At 67.7% G+C, this 22,918-nt stretch carries 29 protein-coding genes; 13 read left to right on the forward strand and 16 right to left on the reverse strand.

Translation table 11 applies throughout. The annotated features are described in order from the left end of the window. Positions 1-159: 159 nt before the first annotated feature. The 7 genes from AC0IY0_RS11510 to AC0IY0_RS11540 all read right to left on the reverse strand — a co-directional run bounded on the left by AC0IY0_RS11510 (position 160) and on the right by AC0IY0_RS11540 (position 5,091). Positions 160-900 carry an ABC transporter ATP-binding protein gene (locus AC0IY0_RS11510; RefSeq protein ID WP_419830466.1) on the reverse strand — a complete coding sequence of 247 codons (741 nt, stop codon included), beginning with the start codon at positions 898-900 and terminating at the stop codon, positions 160-162. After that, positions 897-1,112, reverse strand: coding sequence for a hypothetical protein (locus tag AC0IY0_RS11515; protein ID WP_147906772.1), 216 nt, complete (start codon positions 1,110-1,112; stop codon positions 897-899). Before AC0IY0_RS11515 ends, AC0IY0_RS11510 begins: the two co-directional genes overlap by 4 nt. A 239-nt stretch (positions 1,113-1,351) precedes the next feature. Next, on the reverse strand, positions 1,352-1,786 hold the full coding sequence (locus AC0IY0_RS11520; RefSeq protein ID WP_471763835.1) for a cupredoxin domain-containing protein: 435 nt from the start codon (positions 1,784-1,786) through the stop codon (positions 1,352-1,354). Between the two features lie 100 nt (positions 1,787-1,886). Then, positions 1,887-2,870 carry a YVTN family beta-propeller repeat protein gene (locus tag AC0IY0_RS11525; protein WP_147906762.1) on the reverse strand — a complete coding sequence of 328 codons (984 nt, stop codon included), beginning with the start codon at positions 2,868-2,870 and terminating at the stop codon, positions 1,887-1,889. Positions 2,871-3,003: 133 nt separating this feature from the next. Further along, positions 3,004-3,426 (reverse strand): PIN domain-containing protein, encoded by a 423-nt coding sequence (locus tag AC0IY0_RS11530; RefSeq protein WP_378994377.1) that lies wholly within the window; start codon positions 3,424-3,426, stop codon positions 3,004-3,006. A 38-nt stretch (positions 3,427-3,464) separates the two neighbouring features. Continuing rightward, positions 3,465-3,788: a hypothetical protein gene (locus AC0IY0_RS11535; protein WP_471763836.1), complete on the reverse strand. Its 324-nt coding sequence runs from the start codon at positions 3,786-3,788 to the stop codon at positions 3,465-3,467. Positions 3,789-3,930: 142 nt separating this feature from the next. Continuing rightward, positions 3,931-5,091, reverse strand: coding sequence for an ABC transporter substrate-binding protein (locus AC0IY0_RS11540; protein ID WP_461231932.1), 1,161 nt, complete (start codon positions 5,089-5,091; stop codon positions 3,931-3,933). A gap of 283 nt (positions 5,092-5,374) precedes the next feature. Here AC0IY0_RS11540 and AC0IY0_RS11545 point away from each other — a divergent pair, with 283 nt between their 5' ends. The 8 genes from AC0IY0_RS11545 (at position 5,375) to AC0IY0_RS11580 (ending at position 11,705) form a co-directional block, all read left to right on the forward strand. Then, the gene (locus AC0IY0_RS11545; protein WP_419830469.1) at positions 5,375-5,887 is read left to right on the forward strand and encodes a DUF3280 domain-containing protein; all 513 of its coding nucleotides are present in this window, start codon (positions 5,375-5,377) and stop codon (positions 5,885-5,887) included. A gap of 28 nt (positions 5,888-5,915) precedes the next feature. After that, positions 5,916-6,617, forward strand: coding sequence for a (5-formylfuran-3-yl)methyl phosphate synthase (locus AC0IY0_RS11550; RefSeq protein WP_471763838.1), 702 nt, complete (start codon positions 5,916-5,918; stop codon positions 6,615-6,617). Beyond that, complete coding sequence (locus tag AC0IY0_RS11555; protein ID WP_471763839.1) at positions 6,614-7,186, forward strand: amino acid kinase family protein; 573 nt, start codon at positions 6,614-6,616, stop codon at positions 7,184-7,186. The genes AC0IY0_RS11550 and AC0IY0_RS11555 overlap by 4 nt, the downstream gene beginning before the upstream one ends. Then, a complete protein-coding gene (locus tag AC0IY0_RS11560; protein WP_471763840.1) occupies positions 7,183-8,742 on the forward strand; it encodes a DUF6513 domain-containing protein in 1,560 nt (519 codons plus the stop codon). The genes AC0IY0_RS11555 and AC0IY0_RS11560 overlap by 4 nt, the downstream gene beginning before the upstream one ends. A 3-nt stretch (positions 8,743-8,745) precedes the next feature. Further along, entirely contained in the window at positions 8,746-9,336 is a 591-nt protein-coding gene (locus tag AC0IY0_RS11565; protein ID WP_147938556.1) for a DUF447 domain-containing protein, read from the forward strand. Positions 9,337-9,451: 115 nt separating this feature from the next. Continuing rightward, on the forward strand, positions 9,452-9,985 hold the full coding sequence (locus AC0IY0_RS11570; protein WP_471763841.1) for an SRPBCC family protein: 534 nt from the start codon (positions 9,452-9,454) through the stop codon (positions 9,983-9,985). Between the two features lie 47 nt (positions 9,986-10,032). Continuing rightward, complete coding sequence (locus AC0IY0_RS11575) at positions 10,033-10,995, forward strand: YncE family protein (protein WP_471763895.1); 963 nt, start codon at positions 10,033-10,035, stop codon at positions 10,993-10,995. A gap of 443 nt (positions 10,996-11,438) precedes the next feature. Next, positions 11,439-11,705, forward strand: a complete 267-nt coding sequence (locus AC0IY0_RS11580; RefSeq protein ID WP_471763842.1) for a hypothetical protein — start codon at positions 11,439-11,441, stop codon at positions 11,703-11,705. 133 nt (positions 11,706-11,838) lie between these two features. On the opposite strand, the gene AC0IY0_RS11585 is transcribed toward AC0IY0_RS11580, so the two are convergent. The 8 genes from AC0IY0_RS11585 to AC0IY0_RS11620 all read right to left on the reverse strand — a co-directional run bounded on the left by AC0IY0_RS11585 (position 11,839) and on the right by AC0IY0_RS11620 (position 16,961). Further along, the gene (locus tag AC0IY0_RS11585; protein ID WP_147906753.1) at positions 11,839-12,039 is read right to left on the reverse strand and encodes a hypothetical protein; all 201 of its coding nucleotides are present in this window, start codon (positions 12,037-12,039) and stop codon (positions 11,839-11,841) included. Positions 12,040-12,110: 71 nt separating this feature from the next. Next, entirely contained in the window at positions 12,111-13,283 is a 1,173-nt protein-coding gene (locus tag AC0IY0_RS11590; protein ID WP_147906752.1) for a lipase family protein, read from the reverse strand. A 94-nt stretch (positions 13,284-13,377) separates the two neighbouring features. After that, positions 13,378-13,578, reverse strand: a complete 201-nt coding sequence (locus AC0IY0_RS11595; RefSeq protein ID WP_147906751.1) for a hypothetical protein — start codon at positions 13,576-13,578, stop codon at positions 13,378-13,380. A gap of 80 nt (positions 13,579-13,658) precedes the next feature. Then, a complete protein-coding gene (locus tag AC0IY0_RS11600; RefSeq protein ID WP_147906750.1) occupies positions 13,659-14,114 on the reverse strand; it encodes a response regulator in 456 nt (151 codons plus the stop codon). A 191-nt stretch (positions 14,115-14,305) separates the two neighbouring features. Then, on the reverse strand, positions 14,306-15,178 hold the full coding sequence (locus AC0IY0_RS11605) for a dienelactone hydrolase family protein (RefSeq protein WP_147906749.1): 873 nt from the start codon (positions 15,176-15,178) through the stop codon (positions 14,306-14,308). An 83-nt stretch (positions 15,179-15,261) separates the two neighbouring features. Then, on the reverse strand, positions 15,262-15,666 hold the full coding sequence (locus AC0IY0_RS11610; protein WP_147906748.1) for a hypothetical protein: 405 nt from the start codon (positions 15,664-15,666) through the stop codon (positions 15,262-15,264). A gap of 119 nt (positions 15,667-15,785) precedes the next feature. Continuing rightward, positions 15,786-16,280: a DUF192 domain-containing protein gene (locus tag AC0IY0_RS11615; RefSeq protein WP_187193689.1), complete on the reverse strand. Its 495-nt coding sequence runs from the start codon at positions 16,278-16,280 to the stop codon at positions 15,786-15,788. A 75-nt stretch (positions 16,281-16,355) separates the two neighbouring features. Next, the gene (locus AC0IY0_RS11620) at positions 16,356-16,961 is read right to left on the reverse strand and encodes a cold-shock protein (protein ID WP_419830479.1); all 606 of its coding nucleotides are present in this window, start codon (positions 16,959-16,961) and stop codon (positions 16,356-16,358) included. Between the two features lie 347 nt (positions 16,962-17,308). Here AC0IY0_RS11620 and AC0IY0_RS11625 point away from each other — a divergent pair, with 347 nt between their 5' ends. Beyond that, positions 17,309-18,322, forward strand: a complete 1,014-nt coding sequence (locus AC0IY0_RS11625; protein ID WP_471763843.1) for a heparan-alpha-glucosaminide N-acetyltransferase — start codon at positions 17,309-17,311, stop codon at positions 18,320-18,322. A 232-nt stretch (positions 18,323-18,554) separates the two neighbouring features. Here the strand turns inward: AC0IY0_RS11625 and efp are convergent, their stop codons facing one another. Then, a complete protein-coding gene (gene efp / locus AC0IY0_RS11630; protein ID WP_147853941.1) occupies positions 18,555-19,121 on the reverse strand; it encodes an elongation factor P in 567 nt (188 codons plus the stop codon). Between the two features lie 234 nt (positions 19,122-19,355). On the opposite strand from efp, the gene epmA reads away from it, so the two are divergent. The 4 genes from epmA (at position 19,356) to AC0IY0_RS11650 (ending at position 22,917) form a co-directional block, all read left to right on the forward strand. Beyond that, positions 19,356-20,411 carry an EF-P lysine aminoacylase EpmA gene (gene epmA, locus AC0IY0_RS11635; protein WP_471763844.1) on the forward strand — a complete coding sequence of 352 codons (1,056 nt, stop codon included), beginning with the start codon at positions 19,356-19,358 and terminating at the stop codon, positions 20,409-20,411. Continuing rightward, positions 20,408-21,451 (forward strand): lysine-2,3-aminomutase-like protein, encoded by a 1,044-nt coding sequence (locus AC0IY0_RS11640; RefSeq protein ID WP_471763845.1) that lies wholly within the window; start codon positions 20,408-20,410, stop codon positions 21,449-21,451. The genes epmA and AC0IY0_RS11640 overlap by 4 nt, the downstream gene beginning before the upstream one ends. Positions 21,452-21,468: 17 nt before the next feature. Then, the gene (locus tag AC0IY0_RS11645) at positions 21,469-22,080 is read left to right on the forward strand and encodes a glutathione S-transferase family protein (protein WP_419831080.1); all 612 of its coding nucleotides are present in this window, start codon (positions 21,469-21,471) and stop codon (positions 22,078-22,080) included. A 189-nt stretch (positions 22,081-22,269) separates the two neighbouring features. Continuing rightward, positions 22,270-22,917, forward strand: a complete 648-nt coding sequence (locus tag AC0IY0_RS11650; RefSeq protein ID WP_147906742.1) for an RraA family protein — start codon at positions 22,270-22,272, stop codon at positions 22,915-22,917. The last annotated feature ends 1 nt before the right edge of the window (position 22,918 follow it).

Genomic DNA, 22,918 nt, shown 5'->3' on the forward strand with positions numbered 1-22,918 from the left:
CGAAGGGGGGCGGGAGAGGCGCAGCGCGACGGTGCAGGATGTAGTTGGCGTCGCGACCCTTCCGGATACGGCGCTCCCCTCTCCCGACCCGGCCTGACGGCCGGCCCCCCCTCCCCCGCAAAGGGGGCAGGGAGAGCGCGCGTATCGTCCGGTCGGCCATCACGCCGCCGCCCTTCCCGGCTCCGCGACGAGGCGCCGGAACGCGTCGGCCAGGTTCTCGCCCGGCGCGCCGATATCCCCGGCCCGGCCCCGGGCGACGATCCGGCCGCGGTGCAGGACCACGGCCTCGTCCTCCGGAGAGATCTCCTCGAAGATGTGGGTCGCCCACAGGACCGACAGACCCTCCTCGCGCACCAGGGCGCGAACGATGGCCACGATGTCGGCCCGGGATTCGAGATCGAGCCCAACGGTCGGCTCGTCGAGCAGGAGCAGGTCCGGCCGGTGAATCAGCGAGCGGGCGATCTCGATCCGGCGCGACTGGCCGCCCGACAGCGTGCGGACCTTGTCGTGACGGCGGTCCGCCAGGCCGACCCGATCGAGCAACGCGCCGACGCGCAGCTTCCCGACCGTGCGAGTGATGCCGTGCAGGCTGGCGTGGTAGAGCAGGTTCTGCTCGACGGTGAGGTCGGTATCCAGCGTGCGCGCCTGGAACACCACGCCGAGCCGGGCCAGGGCCCGGGACGGCTCCCGGTCGAGCCCATGGCCGAAGATCGAGACCCGGCCGCTCTGGTTGTTGTAGAGCCGGGTGATCACCGAGAACAACGTGGTCTTGCCGGCGCCGTTCGGCCCCAGCAACGCCGCGAAGCGCCCGCGCTCCACCGTGATCGACACGTCGTCCAGCGCCGCGCGGGCCCCGAACCGGTGGCCGACATGCTCGACCTGCAGCGCCGCCTCGCTCATCGGCCCAGCGCCTTGCGGGCATCCGTCACCGCGTCGAGGCACTCGTCGAACTCGCCCTCCTTCTGCTCGCGCTCGGCTACCCGGAGGGCTTTCTTGAGTTTTGGGAGAGCGGCTTCGGACGGATTCGCCGCCAACGCGTCGCGGATCATCGTGATGCCCTCCGCGCAGGACGCCGCGTCGTCGGCCGCCAGGGCGGGGGTGGTCAAAAAGATGCTGACGAGTAAGAGCGCGAACCCCCTCCCCCCTCTGCGGGGGAGGATGGCCCCCGAAGGGGGTCGGGAGAGGGGAGCGACGGTGAAGGATGAGGTGGCGACCTTCATACCGACGCAGCCTTGTCCTGAAGCCGGGCTCCCCTCTCCCGACCCGGCCTGACGGCCGGCCCACCCTCCCCCACAGAGGAGGGAGGGAGATGCGTTTTTGGCCTTGCGCCAAATTCTGAACCCGGCACCCATCACTTCACCGTCAACGTGCCGGTCATGCCCTTCGCCTCAAGGCCACGCGCCTCCCATTTGTAGGTGCCGGGCTTGATCGCCACGAACTCGACGGCGATCTCGCCGGGATCGTCGAACTCCAGGTGATCGGGCGCGCCGCCGCCGTGGATCTCCTTGTGCTCGATGACGATCTGGTTCAGCCAGATGTAGCGGAAGAACTCGGGCGCGTAGAACTTGTACTCCTGCCGCCCCTTGGCGACGATGCGCAGCCGGTAGGCCTTGCCGGATTCCAGCGTGATGTCCTTGTTCTCGACCGCGAAATCGTTGCCCTGATCGTCGCCCAGGACGAGGTCGGGCAGGTTCTCGCGCTTCTTGGTCAGGTCGAGGGCCGTGGCCGGCCCGGCGGCGAACAGGCCGGCCAGGGTCAGGGCTGCGATCCGAAGCATCCGCGTCATGGCGTTCCTAAACCGTGCGCCGCCCGTCCGGCGGTCGTGTTCTGCGTCATGGGCGTCCGGCCGCGTCCGGCCAGACACCCGTGCGAAATCCCACATCCCATCAGTTCGGGGAGATGGCGACGCCCCAGGGCAGCAGGCCGACCGGGATGCTCTTGACCACCTTCTCGGCGGCCACATCGATCACCGAGACGTCGTTGGAGGTGCCGTTCGTCGTGAACAGCATCTTCTGGTCCGGCGTGAAGGCGAGCTGCCAGACGCGCTGGCCGACGGGCAGGTACTTCTGGACCTCGTAGCTCTTGGCATCGATCACCGCGACCCGGTTGGCCGGGCCCAAAGCCACGAACGCCTTGGTGCCGTCCTTGTTGATGCGGATGCCGACCGGCTGGATCGCCTCGTCGTTCACGCTGGGGATCTTGAAGGTGATCTTCTTCACCACCCGGCGCTGCGCCACGTCGATCACGCTGACCGTGCCGCCGACTTCCGCCGAGACCCACAGGAACTTGCCGTCGGCGGTGAACTCGGCAAAGCGCGGCCGGGCGTCAACCAGCACGTTGTCGATCACCTGGAACGTCTTGGTGTCGATGAAGTGCGCCATGTTGGTGGTCTCGGAGGTGTTGACCAGGATCTTCCCGTCCGGCGACAGGCCCATCCCCTCCGGCTCGACCCCGACCGGCACCTCGGCCAGGACCTTGTTCTTCTCGATGTCGATGATCGTGACCTGGCTGTCGTCCTCGTTGGCGACGTAGAGCGGGTTGCCGGAGGCATCGAGGATGAACTGCTCTGGATCGGGGCCGGAGCGGAGCGAGCGCACGACCTTGCCGGAGCTGGCATCGAGCACGTCGATCCGGTCGTCGTCGCTGGCGCAGACGAACACCTCCTTGCCGTCCTTCGACACGGTGATCCCGCGCGGCCGGCGCCCGACCTTCCAGGTGGCGGTGACGGTCATCGTCGTCGTATCGATGACGCTGACGGAGTTGCCCTTCTCGTTGCTCACGTAGGCGGTGTAGGCAAAAGCCGGCCCGCAGAGGGCGAGCCCCGCTCCGAGGGCGACAACACTCAGACCTGCCTCGACGCGGCGGCGCATACGACTTCCTTCCCTGGGTGCCCTTTTCGGCACTTTCTGGCACCAACTGTAGTGCGATCTTGGCCGGTTGCGAGGGGTTGCGGCGTTTGCGGCCGTGGCCGGCGTTCCCCTCGCAGGGCGTCAGCCGCGATGCTTATTCACACATCCTCAGCTCTGTGAAGTGCAGGACATCAGTCGAGCGCGTGCGTGCTGCAGCGTGCAGGTTCCCGTCCTCCGTGATGAGCACCCGGTCTGGAGCCAGACAGGCCAGGATCGAGGCGTCGTTGAACCCGAGCCACGCGTAGGTGTCGTCATGGACGGCATCCCAGCCCGTCGGCTGCAACTCGCGGACGTGCAAGACGAACAGCTTGAAGAACGCGGCGATCTCAGACCTGATCGGATCCCGGACCTGGCGGAGCAGGTTGGCGGTCTCGGACAGGATCTGCGCCGTGGTGATGACCCCGGCCGCCACCGAAATATGCAGCAGCAGGGCATCGTAGTCGGCGCGCGAGAACCGCGAGCAGTTTTTATGGATTCGGATGTAGTCCGCGCACGTTCCGCCGACGATGAACAGCACGAGGACGTTCGTATCGAGCAGAACGTATTTCCGCATCGCTATTCGACGTCGCGACTCTTCATCGAAACGATCTCCCCGGTCGTCTCATCGACCGTCACGATTTTGTAGGTCCTGCGCATGACGACAGTGCCGCTCAGCACCGATATGGCGTTGCGCGCCTCATCCCACGGTCGAGAGAAGCCCAGAGTGATATTCCAGTATCCTGGATGATGCTCGACCTCTTCGAGGCCGAGATTCGAGACGTTCTCCGTCGACATCGTCGACAAAAGCCACTCTTTCGCGCAGTCGATCGCATCGTTGACGCTGATGCCGGGGCTCCTGGTCTTCATTATGGGCCGTGCTTCTTGGACCTCGTGGCTCATCGTGAGTCTCGGACTTCGAGAGGACACCGTCTCGGTGGAGCGCGCCTCCGGAAGGTGGCCCCCCTGGGCCGCCCGCGTCAATGGTGGCGGCGACATTCCTGTGCCCCGCGATGGAACCGCTCGACGACCCGCGAGAACACGGTCATTTGAACTTGCAGGTGGTCTCCGGCAGGTCGACGCCCAGCGTGTCGAGCAGCGTGCGCTGGTGCAGGAAGCCCTGCTCCGGCGCGACCGAGACCAGGGCCTTGGGTTGGACGACGATGACCGGCTGGCGCAGCTGGTGATCCCAGGGGCGGAAGCTCAGCGACACGCCCTTGTAGGCCGGCAGGTTGAAGGCCGGATCGACCAGGTACGGGGTCAGCACGGCGGGATCGTTGGTCTTCTTGGCAGTGACGGCTTCGCCGACGGTCCGGATCGCCGCCCAGGCCTGGTAATCCAGCGGGCGCATCAGCCGGGAGGCGAGCCGCCGGAACCGGTTCTGCGCCTGCGCGGCCCCCCAGGTCTCCAGTACCGGCGACCACGTGGTCGAGGTCAGCGCCTGCGTGCCGCCGACGGGCCGCGGATCGACGGTGCGGTAGGACACGTAGTCGCCCCAGTCGCCCTCCTCGTCGGCCACGAGCGCCATGTCGTAGTCGAGCCCGCGGGTGAAGACCATCGCCTCGGCCCGGGTCGGGGTATCGCCCCGCGCCTTGGCCAGCGGCCCGAAGGTCCAGGGTTTCTCCGCGGTGATCTTCAGGCCGAACTTGCGCGCGGAGTTTCGTACGGCCTCGGCATAGGCCTTGTCGGCCTCGGTCGGCCCGACGATCAGAAAGACCTTCCGCCACCGCATCACCGTCATGTACTGCGCGATGGCGTCCGTCAGCATCGCCCGGGACGGCAGGATGTGGAATACGTTGGACCGGCAGTCGGCGCCACGCAGGCGGTCGTCCGGGGCGCCGGCGTTCAGCACCACCGCCCCGGTGTCCTTCACCGCGTCGGCCACCGCCAGCACCGCATCCGCCGGCAGCGCCAGGACCAGGTAGTGCACGCCCTTGGCCACCAGCTCCCTGGCCGCCGCAACGGCATCGGGCTTGTCGTCGCTCAGCGCGACCGCATCGAGCGAGAAGGTTTGCTTGGTGAACCGGCCGGTGGTGTTGTTGTCGGCGATGCCCATCTTGGCGCCGGCCAGCCCCTCGTCTTCCGGGGCGGCCTCGGCGTCGTACGAGGACGGTGCCGGCTGCGGCCGGTAGATCAGGCCGATCGGCGTTTCGATCGGTTGCGGCGCCGGCTGCTGGGCCTGCGCGGCGACCGGTGTCGCCAACATCCAGCCCGCGAAGAGAACGCGAAGGCTGACTGGGCGCTGCGTCCGATAACGCGAAGGCTGGACGGGAATTCGGGCCGGGGCGTGTGCAGGATCGTGCATGACGCGGCCTCTAGCAGCTTCGGATCCGGCCGCTCAACCGCGGCTTCTTGGTCGGACGTTCACGTTCATGTCGTGGGCCACCGGCGCGCCGATGTACATTGCCAAATTCTCCCTTCGCCCGAGCTATAGTGGCGAAAACGCCGCCGGCAGCATCAGCGCCGGTCAACGAGAGGGAGCCCCGAGGATGCGCCACCTGGTATCGTGCGCGGTGACCGCGTGTCTGCTGGCCGGGGCGTCCGGTGCCCATGCCGCCGAGAAAGCCGCGGTGTTCCCTGTGGAGTTGTTCGATCCCGGCGCCACCTACGGCACGCGGGTCCGGCCCATCGACACCAAGAAGTTGACGCTGGTCACGGACGAGCTGCGCAACGCCCTTCGCAACCAGGCCGGCCTGGATATCATCGACACAGCCCCGAAATCCGACGTGGTCGCCAAGGAGGGCCCGCTCTACAAGTGCAACGGCTGCGCGGCCGACATCGCCAAGAGCCTGGGTGCGGATCTCGTCGTGACCGGTTATGTGGAGAAGGGATCGGGCCAGATCTTCAACCTGAACGTCACCATCGCCGAGGCCGAAACCGGCAAGATGGTACGCGGCGGGCAGGTGACGATCCGGGCCGATACCGACGACACCTGGGCGCACGCCATGCGCTGGGTCGTGAAGAACCGCCTGCTCGCCGAGCCGTTGCCCGGCAAGTCGTGATTGCGTGCCGCCCATCTTCGAGAGATCCGTGTCCGCGTACCCCGTTCCGCCAGGCCCCCTGCCCCGCCTCCTCGTCAGCGTGCGCGATCCGGCCGAGGCCGAGGCCGCCCAGCTCGCCGGGGCCGACCTGATCGACGCGAAGGATCCGGAGCGCGGCGCGCTCGGCGCGCTCGCCCCCGCAGTGGTGAACGAGATCGTGGCGCGCGTCGCCGGCGCGGCCGTGACCAGCGCGGTGGCAGACCCGACGCCTGAATCCGTGGCCGCGATGGCCGGCACCGGGATCGACTGGGTGAAGGCCGGCCTCGCCCCTGCGCAACGCCGCGATATCAAGGCGCTCGCTGCCCTCGCTCAGACCGCCCCCGGCCGCCTGATCGCGGTCCTGTTCGCCGAAGACGGCTCGGCGGCGGACCTCGTCCCGGCTCTGGTCCGGGCAGGATTTGCAGGTGCGATGATCGACACGTCCGGAAAGGCCGGCGTCCGCCTGACCGACCTCGTCGAGCCCCAGGCGCTCGCGGCCTTCACGACGGCCTGCCGGAGCCACGGGTTGATGAGCGGATTGGCAGGTTCACTCAGGGTCACCGACATCGCGACCCTCAGCGTGCACCGCCCCGACTATTTCGGTTTCCGCGGCGGCCTGTGCCGCGACCTGGACCGGCGCAACGGTATCGACCCGCTGCGGGTCGCCGAGGCCGTGCGCGCCCTGCGCCCGAACCAACGGGACGCCGCGTGACGACAATCCTCAAGATCGGCGGCAGCCTGGCGGCGGATTCGGACCGCCGCAGCGCCCTTCTGGCGGATGTAGCGGCAGGGCTCCACGGACGCTGCGTCGTGGTGCCCGGCGGTGGTGCCTACGCGGATGCCGTCCGTGCCGCCCAGATCCGCGAGGGCTTCGACGATGCGGAGGCCCACCACCGGGCGCTGGCCGCGATGGGTCGCATGGCGGCGGACTTTTGCTCAATCGAGCCCCGCCTCGCACGTAGCCCGGCGCCTTGGGCAGAGAACATCGACACTTCCTGGGTCTGGGACCCGACGAACTTGCAGGTCGGCGACCCTGACATCCCCGAGACTTGGGACGTCACATCCGACAGTCTCGCGCTCTGGCTTGCGCTACGGATGCGTGCCGCACGCTGCGTGCTGGTGAAGTCGGCCGACGCCTCATCACAGGAGGATGCCGATGGACTTGCCCAAAGCGGGCTGATGGATGCCGCCTTCCCCGCTTTCGCTGCACGCTACGGCGGCTCGATCGCGATCTGGGGACCGACCCGGAACGTCACACTCCGCCAGCGGGTGGCTGTTTGAGCGCCCTCGAGCACATCGTATTCGTCACCGGTCGCCTCGCCCGGGCGCGGCTCGAAAAAGTCGCGGCCGGTTTGCCGGCGACGATCCGGTGGAGCATCGCGGATGCCGGCGTTAAGGTCGCAGCGCTGATGACGGAAGAAATCATCCGCCGCCGGATCGAGATTCCCGAAGGCGCGACCCGGATCGTCCTTCCGGGTCGCTGCCGGGCCGATACCGCCCGGCTGGCCGAGCATTTTCATGTGCCGGTCGAGCGCGGCCCGGACGAGGTGGTCGATCTGCCGGCCTGGCTGGGGCTCGCCGGGCGCAAGGTGGACCTTTCGAAGCACGACCTGCGGATCTTCTCCGAAATCGTCGATGCCTCGAAGATGACCCCCGACGAGATCCTGGCAAAAGGGCTCGACCTGGCCCGCCGCGGCGCCGACGTGATCGACCTGGGCGGGCTGCCGGACACGACCTTCCCGCATCTCGAGGATTCCGTCGCTGCCCTGAAGGGCGCCGGCCTTCAGGTGAGCGTCGATTCCTTCTCTCTGGACGAGCTCGCCCGGGGCGCCGGGGCCGGGGCGGATTACCTGCTCAGCCTGAACATCGACACGCTCGACCTCGCGTTCGAGACCGACGCAGTGCCGATCCTGGTGCCCCTGCGCCCGGACGACCTGCCCTCGCTCGACCGCGCGATCGAGCGGATGCTGAAGGCCGGGCGCCCGTTCCTGGCCGACCCGATCCTGGAGCCGATCCATCACGGCTTCGTGGATTCAATCGGCCGCTACCGCGACACCCGTGCCCGCTGGCCCGACATCCAGATGATGATGGGCACCGGCAACCTGACGGAGCTGACCGAGGCGGATTCGCTCGGCGTCACCGCTCTGTTGGTGGGAATGTGCTCGGAACTGTCGATCGGCAATGTGCTGATCGTCCAGGTTTCGAACCACACCCGCCGCACTGTCGAGGAGCACGACGCCGCCCGGCGGGTGATGTACGCGGCCAAGGCCGACTCCGCCCTGCCGAAAGGCTATGGGCGCGCGCTGTTGGCCCTTCACGACAAGCGCCCGTTCGTGCAGACCGCTGCGGAAGTTGCCCAGGCTGCAGGCGAGGTCCGGGATCCGAATTACCGGATCGCGGTCGCCGAGGACGGGATCCACGTCTACAACCGCGACGTCCACAGGGTCGGCACCGACGCGATGGCCTTCTTCCCCGATCTCGACGTGACGAGCGACGGCGCCCACGCCTTCTATCTCGGAGCCGAGCTCGCCAAGGCCGAGACCGCCTGGCGGCTCGGCAAGCGCTACGTCCAGGACGAGGCCCTCGACTGGGGCTGCGCGGCCGACGCTGACGTCGAGGACTCGACCGCGTTCAAGAAGGCCGGACACACCCGCCATTCCGGTCCCGACGCGCCTCCGCCCGGTACCCGCGATGCACGGCTGGTGAAGCCCGAGGCGGATGCCGACGCCCCAAAGACGATCTCGGAAGTCGAGGTCCGCTACGAGGCGCAGCCAGAGAACCCGCAGCCCGCAACCAAGCTGGTCTGCGGCCGACTGGTGCCGGCGGACAGGGCCTGAGCGATGCCGCTGATCCTCGAGACCATCGTCACCACGCTTGCGCCGTCCGGTGAGCTGCATCTCGTGCCGTTCGGGCTGATCGGCGAGGAAAACGGCTACGTGCTGGCGCCGTTCCGACCCTCGCCGACCATCGTCAATCTCGAGGCCAATCCGTGTTTCGCGGCGTCGAGCCCGAGGGACATCCGGGTCATCGCGGGTGCGGTAACGGGCCGGCGCGAATGGCCGACCGTGGCGTGCGCGGTCATTGCCGGCCGGCGGCTAGCCGACAGTTTCGGCCATGCCGAGTTCCAGGTCGCATCGGTCGAGGACCAGGAGACCCGGCCGCGCTTCCACGGCCGCCTCGTGCATTCGGCCGCCCACGCACCGTTCATTGGCTACAACCGCGCCCAGGCCGCGGTGCTCGAGGCGGCGATCCTCTCGACCCGGCTCCACATGCTAGAGCCGGACAAGGTGTTGACGGAGATGGCCTACCTCGCCATCGCCATCACGAAGACCGCGGGCCCGCGCGAGCGCGAGGCCTGGGGCTGGATCGAGGACAAGGTCGCTGAGGCTTTCGGGGCCGAAGCGCGCATTCTCGGTCGGGACGCAAGCTAGATCCGTATCCGAGAAATCGAATGCGGCTCTAACACTCACTTGTGACACGCACTCGGACGTAGAACCGGTATCTCGATGCCGGACCGCGCCCCGGAGGCGGGAGGAGCAGGACACGATGAAGAAAATGACCCTGGCCCTGGCGGCCACGGCCGCCCTGGTGGCGGCGACCGCGCAGGCCCACGGCCCGACCCGGCGCAAGATTTCCGAGTCGATCGAGATCAACGCCCCGGCCGACAAGGTCTGGGCCGTGATTGGTGACGTTAAGAACGCCGACTGGATGGAGAACGTCACCAAGACCGAGGTCAGCGGCGACGTGCCGAACAAGTTCACGCGCACCCTAACGCTGAAGAACGGCAACCAGATTCAAGAGACTAGCAACAAGTACAAGCCGGACGAGAAGCTTTTCTCGTACTACATCGAGAAGGTCGATGTAAAGGACCTGCCGGCCAACGACTATTCTGCTACGATCACGGTCGAGCCCGCGGGCGACGCCAAGTCCAAGGTCGAGTGGAAAGCCGCCTTTTATCGCGGCTACATGAACAACGATCCGCCGCCCGAACTCAACGACGAAGCCTCCGAGAAGGGCGTCGGTGCCTGGATCAAGGTAAGCCTCGCCAACTTGAAGGCCAAGGTCGAGAAGGGCTCGTGAGCCTGCGCGGGTTTCGCAAAAGCGTCCTGCGGTTTTGCGATAAAAACCTGCGCCGTCACCGCAAATGGGGCCAGGCGGCGTTCGTCGCCGGCCTGTCCCTGACCGCGACGCACGCCCGCGCCGAACAGGCGCGGGAAGCGATCGTGACGACGCAGCTGGGCGGCGCGGTCGAAATTGTCGATCTCGCAGCCGGCAAGGTGGTGCGTAGCATCAAGCTCGACGGGGCGCCGGCAGGAATCGCCCTGTCGCCCGATCGCAAGCGGGCGTACGTCACGCGGCCCGAAGGGCACGGTCTCGCGGTGCTTGATCTCGATGCCGGCCTCGTTGCCGCAGAAGTGCCGCTGCCGGGTGGACCCTTGGGCGTCGCTGCCGATCCCATGGGCGTCAAAGTCTACGTGGCGGATTGGTACGGGCATCGCCTGTTCGTTTTGACCGAGCGCGACGGCCACCTGATCCCCGATGGCGAGATCGCGGTCGGCGCCTCGCCCTCCGGTATCGCCGTCTCACCGGACGGTGCGACGCTCTATGTGGCCAACCGGGAGGCCAACACGGTCTCCGTGGTCGATGCCAGGACCCGCAAAGAAACCAAGGTCATCCCCGTCGGGCAGCACCCGTTCGGAATTACCCTGGATGCTGCCACTGGCCGCGCCTACACGGCGAACGTCACGAGCGACGACGTCTCCGTGATCGACCTGGCGGCCGGACGGGAGATCAGCCGGATCCCGACCGGTCGGCGACCCTATGTGATCGCCCTTACGCAAGGGCGCGGCTTCGTGACCGATCAGTATGCCGGCAGCGTCACAGCCTTCGATCTCACGACTCTCAAGCCGCTCGCGGATATCGACGTCGGCGATCATCCCGAAGGCATCGCGGCCGACGTTGGCGGTCGCCTCTACGTCGCCAATTGGGGTGACAACACGCTGAGCGTCCTCGATGGACGGACGCTGAAGGTTCTGACGACCATCCCGACCGGGAACGGCCCCCGCGCGCTCGGCGACTTCCTCAGGTAGTGCAGCTGCAAGATCGTGGGTCGCCCCCGCACCTTCATCGCCCCGTTCAAGGGTGATGGCCGCTTCGAACTGTTCGCAATGACGGGCGTGTAGCAACGGCGATTGTGAGTAGCGAAAGCACGTCACCGGGCATCCAGACCAACGACGTGGCGTGTGAGCCCTGATCGGTCGACCGGAGGCGTCCTTGAATGGAACGCCGTGCCGGATAACCCCGACACAGAGCGGCAGCGCGGCAAGCGGGGCACAGCCTCGCGATCGGAGCGCGCCGGATCACTGAGGTAGCCCGCAAGGCCGATCCGGTCCGCACGCATTGCAATCCGCGCCCTCGGCTCGATCGGCGACGTAGCCTGCCCAAGGCTCCGAGAGTCCGCGCCCAAGAACCGAGCAGGCCGCGTGTGAAATGCGCCGAGGAACCTCGAAACGGTCAAGTCGCTTGCCCTTGCATGCCGGACACGACACCCGCAAAGAAGAAAACGCTGGCGAAGCCGAAGCGGGCTATGCCCGTCGTGAAACCACCTGCCAAGGTCGGCATGGCTACGCAGCTCGCCGCGATCCAGGACCGCTACCGTCGCGCCATGACTGCCGCCCTTGATCACCCGCATCGCGAGCAAGGCAATCTGATCCGCATCGCCTTGGCCGCCCTGCTGGCCGAGAAAGCCGCGCTCGGCGTCGCGGACGGTGAAGAGACGGCTGAGGCTGCGGAATCGTAGTTCCTGGCGCCCGTGCGAAGGCAACCGCCCGCCGCGAAAGCGTCTTGCCCGACCATTCAGGTAAGACGCTCCCGATCTATGCCGGGCCTCCGCAACCATCCATTGGGTCTAATCCACGGAACGAACCGATCGCTCAGTCCAGCTGACGGTTTGGCGCCCGACGGTAGGCGATGCGGGCGATGACAAGGGCGCCACCGATCTGGAGAAAACCGGATTCACCGAGATCCGCCGGCGCATAATGCGCCTGGATCAGCAATCGTGTCAGCGCGTTCAGCGCAAGGAGAGTCAGGCAGAAGGCTGCTGCAGCGAGCAGACTGGCGACGAACTCGGGCATGCTTCGTTTCCCGTGTCGAACACGGACAGAGTAGCAAGCCCTACGCCAAGGGAAAGGCGGGTGTTTGTCGATCAGCGCTTTCTACCTGGCGAAGCCGGAGTGGCTGCCTGGGCCGCCGGCGCCGCCAGTCGGGGCGTTTCCACCGAGAGGCGCTTCACCGGCCACCCGTCGCTCCAGCGCTCCATGTCTGCGAGCCGCGGATTGTTCTTCATCGCATTCGCGTCCGAGCCGGCGAAGGCAGCGGCAGCGGCGATGTCGAAGGTCTTCCAGAACCCGAGGTAGTCCAGCGCGTCGACGCGGGCGATATTGATCTGTGCGACCAGCGTCTGCTGTTCGCCGGTCAACGCCATATCGGCGGACCAGCGGAACGGCGGCGGCTTCGGGGCGTCCTTGGCCGCGTCCTTTGGATCCGGCCCCGGCTTGATCGCGCCGCCGTCATAGGCTGTGTCGGTTCCGGCGGGAGCCGCGAGCGTGGCCGTCAGAGCGGGGAAGCCGTGATCGTCCGAGAGGGCGCGCACGAACAGCTTACGCTCCAGCGGTACGGCACTCGCTTCACGCAGCAGCCGTTTCGCCGCGAGGTCCGCCGCCCGGGTATCCTTGTCGCCGACCATGGCGATGAGCAGGGTGGAGGACTCGATGCCGGACAGCTCCGTCAGCGCGATTCCCCGCGATTTGGGGCCGCTGGCGATGCCGCCCGGCGCGGCCATGAAGATCAGCTTCGGGACGGGGAGGCCATGCTGCTTGGCGTCGGCGGCCATGTCCATGGCGAGCGGGGCGCCAGCCAGGTGCCCGATCAGGGCGACGCGGCCGAGATCGGGTTTGGCGTCCGCGTCCGAGGCCAAATCCGCCAGCGCCGCTTTGACCAGGCTTTCGGCGAGGCCGGGTGCGTCGGCCGGGCGCGTCCGGTTCACGTCCTGAAAGCGCGGGTACAGCACAAGCCAACCCTGGCGGGTGAGATGGTCGATCCAGCCGCCGTAGCTTTGCGGATTGACCACGCCCCATCCGTGCAGGAACACAACCACGGGCCGGCCGGCCTCCGGGACGGCGCCCGCAGCGTGGAACGCGAACGTCGTCGCGGTCCCACGCCCGAGCAGACGCTTCACGATCGTCGCCTTGCGGTCGCCGAAACCGCCCGCCCCCTCAGACGGCTGCGGCGGCGGGGACGCGGCTTGGGCAACGCTCAACCCCGCAAGCGCCAGGATCACACCGGCGGCAAACGATCCGCGAAGAACATTGAGACGCATGAGGGGCTCGACTGAGAGACGCGTTGCGCCGGCAGGTCAGAGCGCGCTGAATAGCAGATTCATTGGCCTTGGCGACTCATCCCGACCTGATCGGTCAGGCGCCGCAAGCGCGCTCGGATTCCGGACGGTCCAGGCGCTCGGCCAGCGCCAGGATCTCGGCTGGGACGGCATCGGCGATGGGCCTGTAGTGCGCGCGCAACTCGTCGGTCACCGTGTCGAGGAGATCGGCCTCCTGATGGGCGTCCCAAGAGCGCCGACGCAGGGAATCGGCGTAGTTGGCAGCGACGATGAGCATGATTGATCTGAGCTGCCGACGGAGTTGCTCGGGATCGGGCGTCTTGCGCCCCGGGAGTGCCGTACAACCCGGAGTAGGTCTCAGGTTTCCAGACCCGGCATAATTAATTTTCCGCCCGGTCCGATCACCGCCGGGCCGGTCGACGCCGACGGACGACCGGCCGCCTGCTCGACCCAGGCCAGAATATCCTCGGCGCGCCAGGGCTTCGGGATGAAGGTCGCCGACATGCGCAGGTCGCTCGGCTGGTCGCCCGCATCCCCGGAGGTCAGCAGCACCCGGACCCGCGGCCAGGTCACACCGATGATCCGCGCAAGTTCGAAGCCGCCGATCGGTCCGGGCGTACGCACGTCGGAGAACACGACGCTGACTTCGTCCGCGCGGTCGTTGAGGATGGCGAGCGCCCGTTCGGCAGTCTCAGCCTCGATCACCGTGAAGCCGGTATCCTCCAGGAGCGTGGCCGCGAGGAAGCGCTCGTCGGGTTGGTCCTCCACGACGAGGATGACGGGCTTCTGTCCGGGCTGTACCGAGTCGCTCATGGGCCGGGACACTCTACAGGGGCTGAACGGCGGTCGCGACGATCGGTTCAATGCTCCGATCGCAGCGAATGGCCGGACCCGCGCAGGCACAGATCCTCCTGCGACCCTGGCATATTCGGCAAGTTGTGGCCGTGTCCCGGGAAGCACAGCCATCCAGGAACATCCTGGTAAGACCGCCAGGATCGGTTTGATCAGCCGACGCCGTTGGCTTTCAGGAAGGCGAGAGCGCGGGTCCAGCCGTCCTCGGCGGCGTCCTTGCGGTAGCTCGGCCGATAATCCGCGTGGAATCCGTGCGGCGCATCCGGGTAGATCACCAGTTCGACGCTCCTGCCCGCCTGCCTGGCCTTGTCGCGCGCTTCCTCTGCGGAGGCCGGCGGGATGCCGGTATCGGCGCCGCCGTAGAGTGCAAGCAACGGCGCGTGGATCTCGGCCGCGACATCTCCGGCTGTGCGCGGCTGGATAGCAGTCCGATCACCGCCGAGGGGGCCATACCATGCGACCGCCGCCTTCAGGTCGCGACGATGCGCCGCGTACAGCCAAGCGTCGCGACCACCGCGGCACCAACCCATCACGCCGAGCCGACCGGCATCGCCCTTGGCAGCGGAGGCGGCCCAAGCCGCGGTGGCGTCGAGATCGCCGATCCACTGCGCGTCCGGCGTCTTCGAGATGATGTCCCGGATGATGATCTTGGGATCGGTCATGGTCGAGAGGTCGCCCTGCCGTGCATATAGTTCGGGCGCGACGGCGCAGTATCCAGCCTTGGCGAGGCGACGGCAGATGTCTTTGATGTACTCGTGAACCCCGAAGATCTCTTCGATCACCAGCACGATCGGAAACGGCCCCGCCCCATTGGGTACCGCCCGGTAGGCGGGCATCGGACCATCTGCCGCGGGGATCTTGACCTCGCCGGCCTCGATACCGGTGGCATCGGTGTGAATCGCCTGCGCCTCGACACGGGTCGTCGCGACAGTCAAGCCACTGATGAGACTGGTCATCACGAAGCCGCGCCGCGACAATGGCGGTGTCATCAGCCCGTCGAGTTCGGCGTGATTGCTGTCTGCCATGATCTTCCCTCCCGCGGTCCTACGTAGAGGGCTATCCGCCGGCACCGGCCATGGTCAAATGCGTCCGCAGCACACCCGAACCTTCACGCGCCTGCCGCCGCCAGTGCGCGCCTGACCGGCTTGGCCGCGACACGGACCGTCGCCGGAGCCGCGCGGGGCTTCAGCACGTCGGCAAGCGTTACGAAGCTGTCCGGCGTGGATGCGTTCACTGCTCGGATCCCGTAGCCCAATGCAAAGGATCGAGTTAGGTCGGCATCGCGCGCGATTCCGAATTGGTCGAGCGCTGCCAGGAATGCCTCGCGAAACAGGCTTGGCCGGCACCAGGACTTTTCGGCCATCTGCAGCGGCCAGTCCCAAAGGTTTTCGGCCCGCCGCGTCGTAAGGCCGTCCCGGCTGATGAAGTAACCCGTGCAACGGTGCTCTAGCCCGTCCGCGCTCACCGACCAATCGTCGTTGCCGAACAGCTCGGCATCGGCCACGTTGCTCATGGGGTCCTCCGCGCAAGGCCGGCACTCCGAAGCGCCGGAACAATTCCGGAACATTGGCCCGGAACATCCCGACGGTCAAGGCCATTGTTCCCGCTGCGTTCACGCCAGACCCAGTCGCCTCAGCGACCCTTGAACAAAGGGTGCTCGATCCGGTCACCGGCCTGGATCCCGAGCTTGGCGGCCGTCCCGGCATTGAGTTCGAGTACGGCAGAGACAGGGCTGCCGGACGGGATGATCGCGGTCGATAGCGGCTCGGTGTCGGCGGCGATCCGGCTCACGGTCCCGTCCGGACGAATGAACAGCATGTCGAGCGGCAGATAGGTGTTCTTCATCCACATGGTCACGGGTTCGGCGCGTTCGAAATCGAACAGCATGCCATGCTCGGGCGCCATGTGCCGGCGGAACATCAGCCCGCGGGATCGGCCGGCGTCGTCACGCATCACCTCGACGTCGAACCGCTTCGGCCCGGCCTTGGTGGCGATGGTCAGTGGCTCTGTCTTGGCGGCGTTCTGCGGTGATGCGCTCTGGGCAGTGGCCTGATGGACGGAAAGCGGCGCGACCAGGATGAGGCAGGCGATGGCCGCCGCTTGCGGGACGCGGAATAGAACTCTCAAGGACAGCCTCTCGGGAAATGCGGTCGCGGGCGGTGTGCCGACCGCAGATTCAGATAGCGCGCGCGAAATGGGGCGTCAGTGAGAGGCCGGGAGCGCCCCGTCGACGAGACGGATCTCGGCCGCCATGACGCCCTTGGAGCCGTCGCCGTAGCGCACCAAAACGGCATCGCCCGGCTTGAGCTCGGCGATGCCGTAGCGGCGCAGGGTTTCCATGTGGACGAAAATATCCGGCGTGCCGTCGCCGCGGGTCAGGAAGCCGAAGCCGCGCAGCCGGTTGAACCACTTCACCACCGCCGTCTCCAGGCCACTCGTTGGCGTGACCGAGACGTGGGTGCGCGGCATCGGCATCTCGGAGGGATGCACGGCCGCGGACTGATCCAAAGTCAGAACTTTGAACGCCTGCCAGCCGCGCGGGCGCTCCACCGCCTCGACGACGATGCGCGCGCCTTCGCTGGCCGCCTGGAACCCGTCCCGCCGCAGGCAGGTGACGTGCAGCAGGATGTCGGGGGCGCCGTCGTCGGGTACGATGAAGCCGAAGCCCTTGGACACGTCGAACCACTTGATGCGGCCGGAGACCTCTACGAGGTCGAGTGCCTCGTCCTCACCGCCGGCCGCTTCGGCGACACGGCTGTCCTCGGTCCGATTGGGATTCTGCGGCCCGGATCCGCGTTCATCAGACATGGCCGAGCAACCTACACCGAATCACGCCGCGCGCTCTCACAGCAAGATTAACGAAGTCCTGATTCCCGGAAAGCCCATATGACCGGCATAGGAGCCCTCGCGAGTTGCAATCTTGCCTGGGGGAGGCAGGTCCGCAACAGTCGATCGGTCGCAGGGAGAGCGGAATTGGGCGTCCTGTCGCCACCAAGGCATCTGGATCGCCCGCCATATCGCGTCCAATCAGGTTTTTGCGACCTTCGTGCGCCCGTGTTCACGTCTTCGAGAGCAGTTTCGATCGCGGCAAGGGCGCGGCGCGATCACGAGCAGCGGTGGCGTCCGAGGTCCAGGCGTGGTTTGAGCCCATCGCCATGTCGATAGCCCCCGCACTTCCCACGCCCCCTGAGACGACCACGCGCGCCGCGCGGTCAGGCCGCTACCCGATCATCGACGCGGTGCGGGCGGCGGCCCTCGTGGCGATGGCGAGCTACCACACGCTTTGGGACCTCGGCTTCCTGCGGCTGACGGCCGAGAATTACGCGCTGACGGCGGCGGGCCACCGGGCGGCTGAGACGATCGCCGGGAGCTTCCTCACGCTCGTCGGCGTCGGACTAGTCTTGATGAACGGGCGCGGCATTCGTGCGCGCCAGACCGTGCTGAGGCTCGCGCGGATCGGCGGGGCTGCGCTCCTCGTGACACTCGGGACCTGGATCGCGTTTCCCGACGCGTACGTGTTCTTCGGCATCCTGCACTGCATTGCCGTCTCGAGCGTGCTCGGCCTGCCGTTCCTCTCCGCCCCTGTGGCGGTGACGGCGCTCGCCGCGATGGCGGTCTTCGCCGCACCGCTCGTGGTGCACGGGTCTCTGCTCGATGACCCGATCCTGTTCTTCCTCGGCCTTGGTTCCGGGACGCCGCGAACCAACGATTACGTGCCGTTATTCCCGTGGTTCGGGTTCGTCTTGTCGGGGATCGTCCTCGGGCGGCTCGGCCTGCCGATTCTTGCGCGGTCCCGGCTCGGCAACTGGGCGCCGCGTTCGGCACCTGGGCGTGCGGCGACGTTCTTGGGGCGCCACAGCCTGATCGTGTATCTCGTGCACCAGCCCGTGCTGCTGGGGCTGCTCACCGGTCTCGTCACCCTGACGGGACCGAACCCGATGGCTGGTCTCCGCGCGTTTCGGGCCGATTACGTGACGATCTGCACACGCACCGGCGGGGAGCCGCCGCTCTGCCGCATCGCGGCCCTGTGCACCTCCGATGCGCTGATCAAGGAGGATCTTTTCCGGGAGGATGGTCGCCCCTTCAGCCCGGCAGAGCGGTTGCGGGCACAGGCCCTATCGCAGGGCTGCTACGGGTCGATCGAGGCGGCCTCTCGAATGCCGAAGTAGGATACGAACCGCGGCAGCCTTGCAAGACAGCGCAGGGTGCGTCCAACCCACTGCCTTGGTCCAGCGAAGAACGTATCGCGGGCTTCGAAGGAGCCGCTCAGGGATCGTCGAACGATCGGGAGAACTCCTGATCACCACCCGCTTTGCGTCGGCATCCCAGGATCAGGGCGCGGGCAAGATAAGATCTCCAGCCCACGCCATGATCGTCTCGCAGTCAGAATCCCCTAGCAAATCAATCCTTGGCGCGCTCGACGTAGGCGCCGTCCGCCGTCATCACCACCACGCGGGTACCGGCGGCGATGTGAGGCGGCACGGTGGTGCGGACGCCGTTCGAGAGGGTGGCGGGCTTGTAGGACGAGGAGGCGGTCTGGCCCTTGAGCACCGGCTCGGTTTCGGTGACCTCCAAGGTCACCCGCTGGGGCAACTCGATGGTCAGCGGCACGTCGTTATGGCTCGACAGCATCACGGCCATGCCCTCCTGAAGGTAGGGGGCGGCGTCGCCGACCACGTCCGCCGGTACAGCGACCTGCTCGTAGCTCTCGGGGTTCATGAAGTGGAACCCCTCGGCGTCGCTGTAGAGGAAGGTGTGCTCGCGATCCTCCACGAAAGCCCGCTCGACCTGCTCGGTGGTCCGGTAGCGCTCGGACACCTTCACGCCGTCCGTGATGCGGCGCATGTCGAGCTGGGTCACCGGGGTGCCCTTGCCGGGATGGATGTTCTCGACGAACAGGATCACGTAGAGCTTGCCGTCCTTGTCGACGACGTTGCCCTTGCGGAGCGTTGAGGCGATCACCTTCACGGAATTCGGTCCTGCATTGACAAGGCGGGTCGGCACGCGCCAAGCGCGTGCACTGGATCTCAGGCCTCGCCACTATCGCATCTGCGGCGTGGTTGCCAGCCGGCGAACCTCACCCGGCGGTCTCGGCGAAAGGCACCGATGCTTCCCCGCGGTGGATCGGAGGCCAGCCTCGCGCCTGGGTCGCACTCAGGGCGGCTCGCTCGTGCCTGGGGCCGGCCATGCTGGAGACCGATTGTGACCGGAGCTGTCTCGCCCTGGTGGGCGCCCGACCGCCACGCCGACCGCAGGCCTCGCCTGCTGCTGCGCAACCGGATTCTGGCCGCGTTCCGGGCCTGGTTCGCGGAGCGGGACTTCGTCGAGGCCGAGACCGCCTGCCTGCAGGTCTCACCCGGCAACGAAGCGCATCTCTCGGCCTTCGCCACCGAAGCCATCGGCGGCAGTGGCGCGCGGACGCCGCTCTACCTGCACACTTCCCCGGAATTCGCCTGCAAGAAGCTGCTGGCTGCGGGCGAGACGCGGCTCCTCAGTGTCGCCCGGGTGTTCCGAAACCGTGAGCGCGGCCCTCTGCACCATCCTGAATTCACCATGCTGGAATGGTACCGCGCTGGCGTGCCCTACACGGCGTTGATGGCCGATTGCGCCGAGCTTCTGGCGCTTGCCGCCGAGACCGCCGGCACACGCCGGTTCGACTACCGGGGCCGGGACGCCGACCCGTTCGCCGCGTGCGAGCGGCTGACCCTGGCTGAGGCGTTCGCGCGCTTTGCCGGCATCGATCTGCTGGCCACACTATCGCCGGATGGCGAGACCGACCGCGACGCCCTTGCCGGCGCCGTGGAGGCGGCGGACCTGCGCGTCGCCCCGGATGACACGTGGGCGGATCTGTTTTCGCGGGTTCTGGTTGCGCGGATCGAGCCGCATCTTGGTATCGGGCGCCCGACGATCCTGTGCGAATACCCGATCAGCGAGGCGGCCCTGGCCCGCCCGGTGCCGGACGATCCGCGGGTCTCCGAACGGTTCGAGCTCTATGCCTGCGGTGTCGAACTCGCGAATGCCTTCGGAGAATTGACCGATCCGGTCGCCTTACGCCGCCGTTTCAACGCGGAGATGGCGGTGAAGCTGCGCGTTTACGACGAAGCGTATCCGATCGACTCCGACTTCTTCGAAGCATTGGCCGTAATGCCCGACGCGTCGGGCATCGCCCTCGGCTTCGACCGCTTGGCCATGCTGGCCTGCGGCGCGAATCGCGTGGACGACGTGATCTGGACGCCGGTGGTGGAGACCCTGCCGTGAACCGCACGCTGCGCAGCGCCGCCGACCTCGCCGAGGCCGGCCTGCTGTCCGGCCCGGAGGCGGAGGCGCTGCACGATGTGCTGGCGCGCTACGCCGTCTCGGTCACCCCGGACATGGCCGAACTGATCGACCGGGACGATCCGGCGGATCCGATCGCCCGTCAGTTCGTGCCGCGGGCCGAGGAGGCCGTCGCCGCCCCGGAGGAGCGCGCCGACCCGATCGGCGACGAGGCGCACGCTCCGGTTGTGGGCATCGTCCACCGCTATCCGGACCGCGTGCTGCTGAAGCCGCTGCACATCTGCCCGGTCTATTGCCGGTTCTGTTTCCGCCGGGAGATGGTCGGGCCGGACGGCCTCGGCTCCCTGACCGACGCGGAGCTCGATGCCGCCCTTGCCTACATCGCGCAGGACCCGCGGATCTGGGAGGTCGTCGTCACCGGCGGCGATCCGTTCGCGCTCTCGCCCCGCCGGCTCGGCGCGATCGCCGACCGGCTGTCGGTGATCGCGCATGTCCGGGTGATGCGGATTCACACCCGCGTGCCGGTTGTGAAACCCGACCTCGTCGGCGACGATCTGGTGCGGTCGCTCAAGCGGTTCGGGCGCGCGGTGTTCGTGGCGCTCCACGCCAACCACCCGCGTGAGTTCACCGGGGCCGCTCAAGAAGCCTGCGCCCGGCTGGTCGATGCCGGGATCCCGATGGTCAGCCAGTCGGTGCTGCTGCGCGGGGTCAACGACGATCCCGCGACCCTCGAGGCGCTGATGCGGACCTTCGTGGAGAACCGGATCAAGCCCTACTACCTGCATCACGGCGACCTGGCTCCGGGCACCGGCCACCTGCGCACCAGCCTCGACGCGGGACAGGCGCTGATGCGCGCCCTGCGCGGCCGCCTCTCGGGTCTGGCCCAGCCGACCTACGTGCTCGACATTCCCGGCGGCCACGGCAAGGTGCCGGTCGGCCCCGGGTACCTGCGCGAGGCAGGCGACGGGACGCGGGTCACCGATCCGAACGGGTGCGAGCACGCCTACCCGCCGAAAGTCTGAGGGAGGTCTTGGTGACGATGCGCAAGCTCTGGGGGCGGCTCACCTCGGTGAACGTGCAGAAGGCCGTCTGGGGACTCGACGAGGCCGGACTCGCCTATGAGCGGATCGATGCCGGCGGTGCGCATGGCATCGTCGCCGATCGCGCCTACCGCGGCAAGAACCCGAACGGGCTCGTTCCGACCCTCGAGGAGGATGGGTTCGTTCTCTGGGAGTCGAACGCCATCCTGCGCTACGTGGCCTCGACAGCTCCGACCCTGGCGCTGCCGGCCGATCCGCGGACCCGCGCCCATGTCGATCAATGGCTGGACTGGCAGGCCACCACCTTCACGCCCGCGATGCGCGACGCGTTCTGGCAGCTCTACCGCTCGCAGAATCCCGACCGGACGGTGGTCGCCGCCTCGATGACGCGGACGGAGGCGCTGGCGGCCATGCTGGACGCGCATCTGACGGACCGAGATTACATGGTGGGCGACGGCTTCGGCATCGCCGACATCGCGCTCGGCTGCGCCGCTCATCGCTGGCTGAACCTGCCGGCCGAGCGCATCGAACGCCCGGCCCTGCGCCGCTGGTACGAACGGCTCGCCGGCAGGCCCGGTGCGGCTCGGGCGCTCGGCGAGCCGATCGCCTGAGACGCGGGCCGGCGTGACACCGCCAATCCGATGACGGTTGACGGAGCGTCTGTCCCACCGGATGTTTCTTGGGACCGGGCCGACGTTCGGCGCATCGAGGGATCAAGCGCGGCCTTGTCGGCGCGCCCGCGCGATCCACCTTGACGGCACCGCGCCGATCCGTCCGGCGGCCCCTCACGGAACATCCCGATGGCGATCGACCCGACCCTGCGCGATGCGCTCTCCGCCGTAACGCCGGCCAGCCTGGCGCGGGCATTGACGCGCGCCGGGATCAAGGCGTTCAGCCCGCGCGGCCTGACGGCACGGGGCGGCAGTGCCATCGGCCCTGCCTATACCCTCCGGATGATTCCGGCCCGGAACGATGCCGCCGGTGACCTCGCTGCCGCGATCGACGCCGTTCCGGAGGGTGCCGTGCTGGTCATCGATGCCGCGGGTTCCGGCCTCGCCCTCCCCTTCGGAGCGATCGTGGCGGCGCGGCTCGCCCAGCGCGGCGTCGCCGGCTTGATCACCGACGGCGCCCTGCCGGATCCCACCGGTCTGCCGGTCTGGTCCGCGCAAGAGGCCGGCAGCGAGACCCTCGCCCTGGTCGGCGCGCAGGAACGCGTCTCATGCGGCGGGGCCGCCATCCATCCCGGCGACATCGTGGTCTGCGGGTCCGGCGGGATCGTCGCGCTACCGGCCGACCTCGCCGAGCGGGTCGCCCTGGAGGCCGTCGAGCAACAGCGCCTGGACCTGTGGATCCAGCGCGAGGCCGAGAGGGGCGAAAACCTCGCCAGCCTGCTTCCGCCGGACGCCGCGGCCCTGGCCCGGTTCGAGGCCGAGACGAAGCCGGCTTGAG

Source organism: Methylobacterium sp. AC315 (assembly GCF_979253755.1).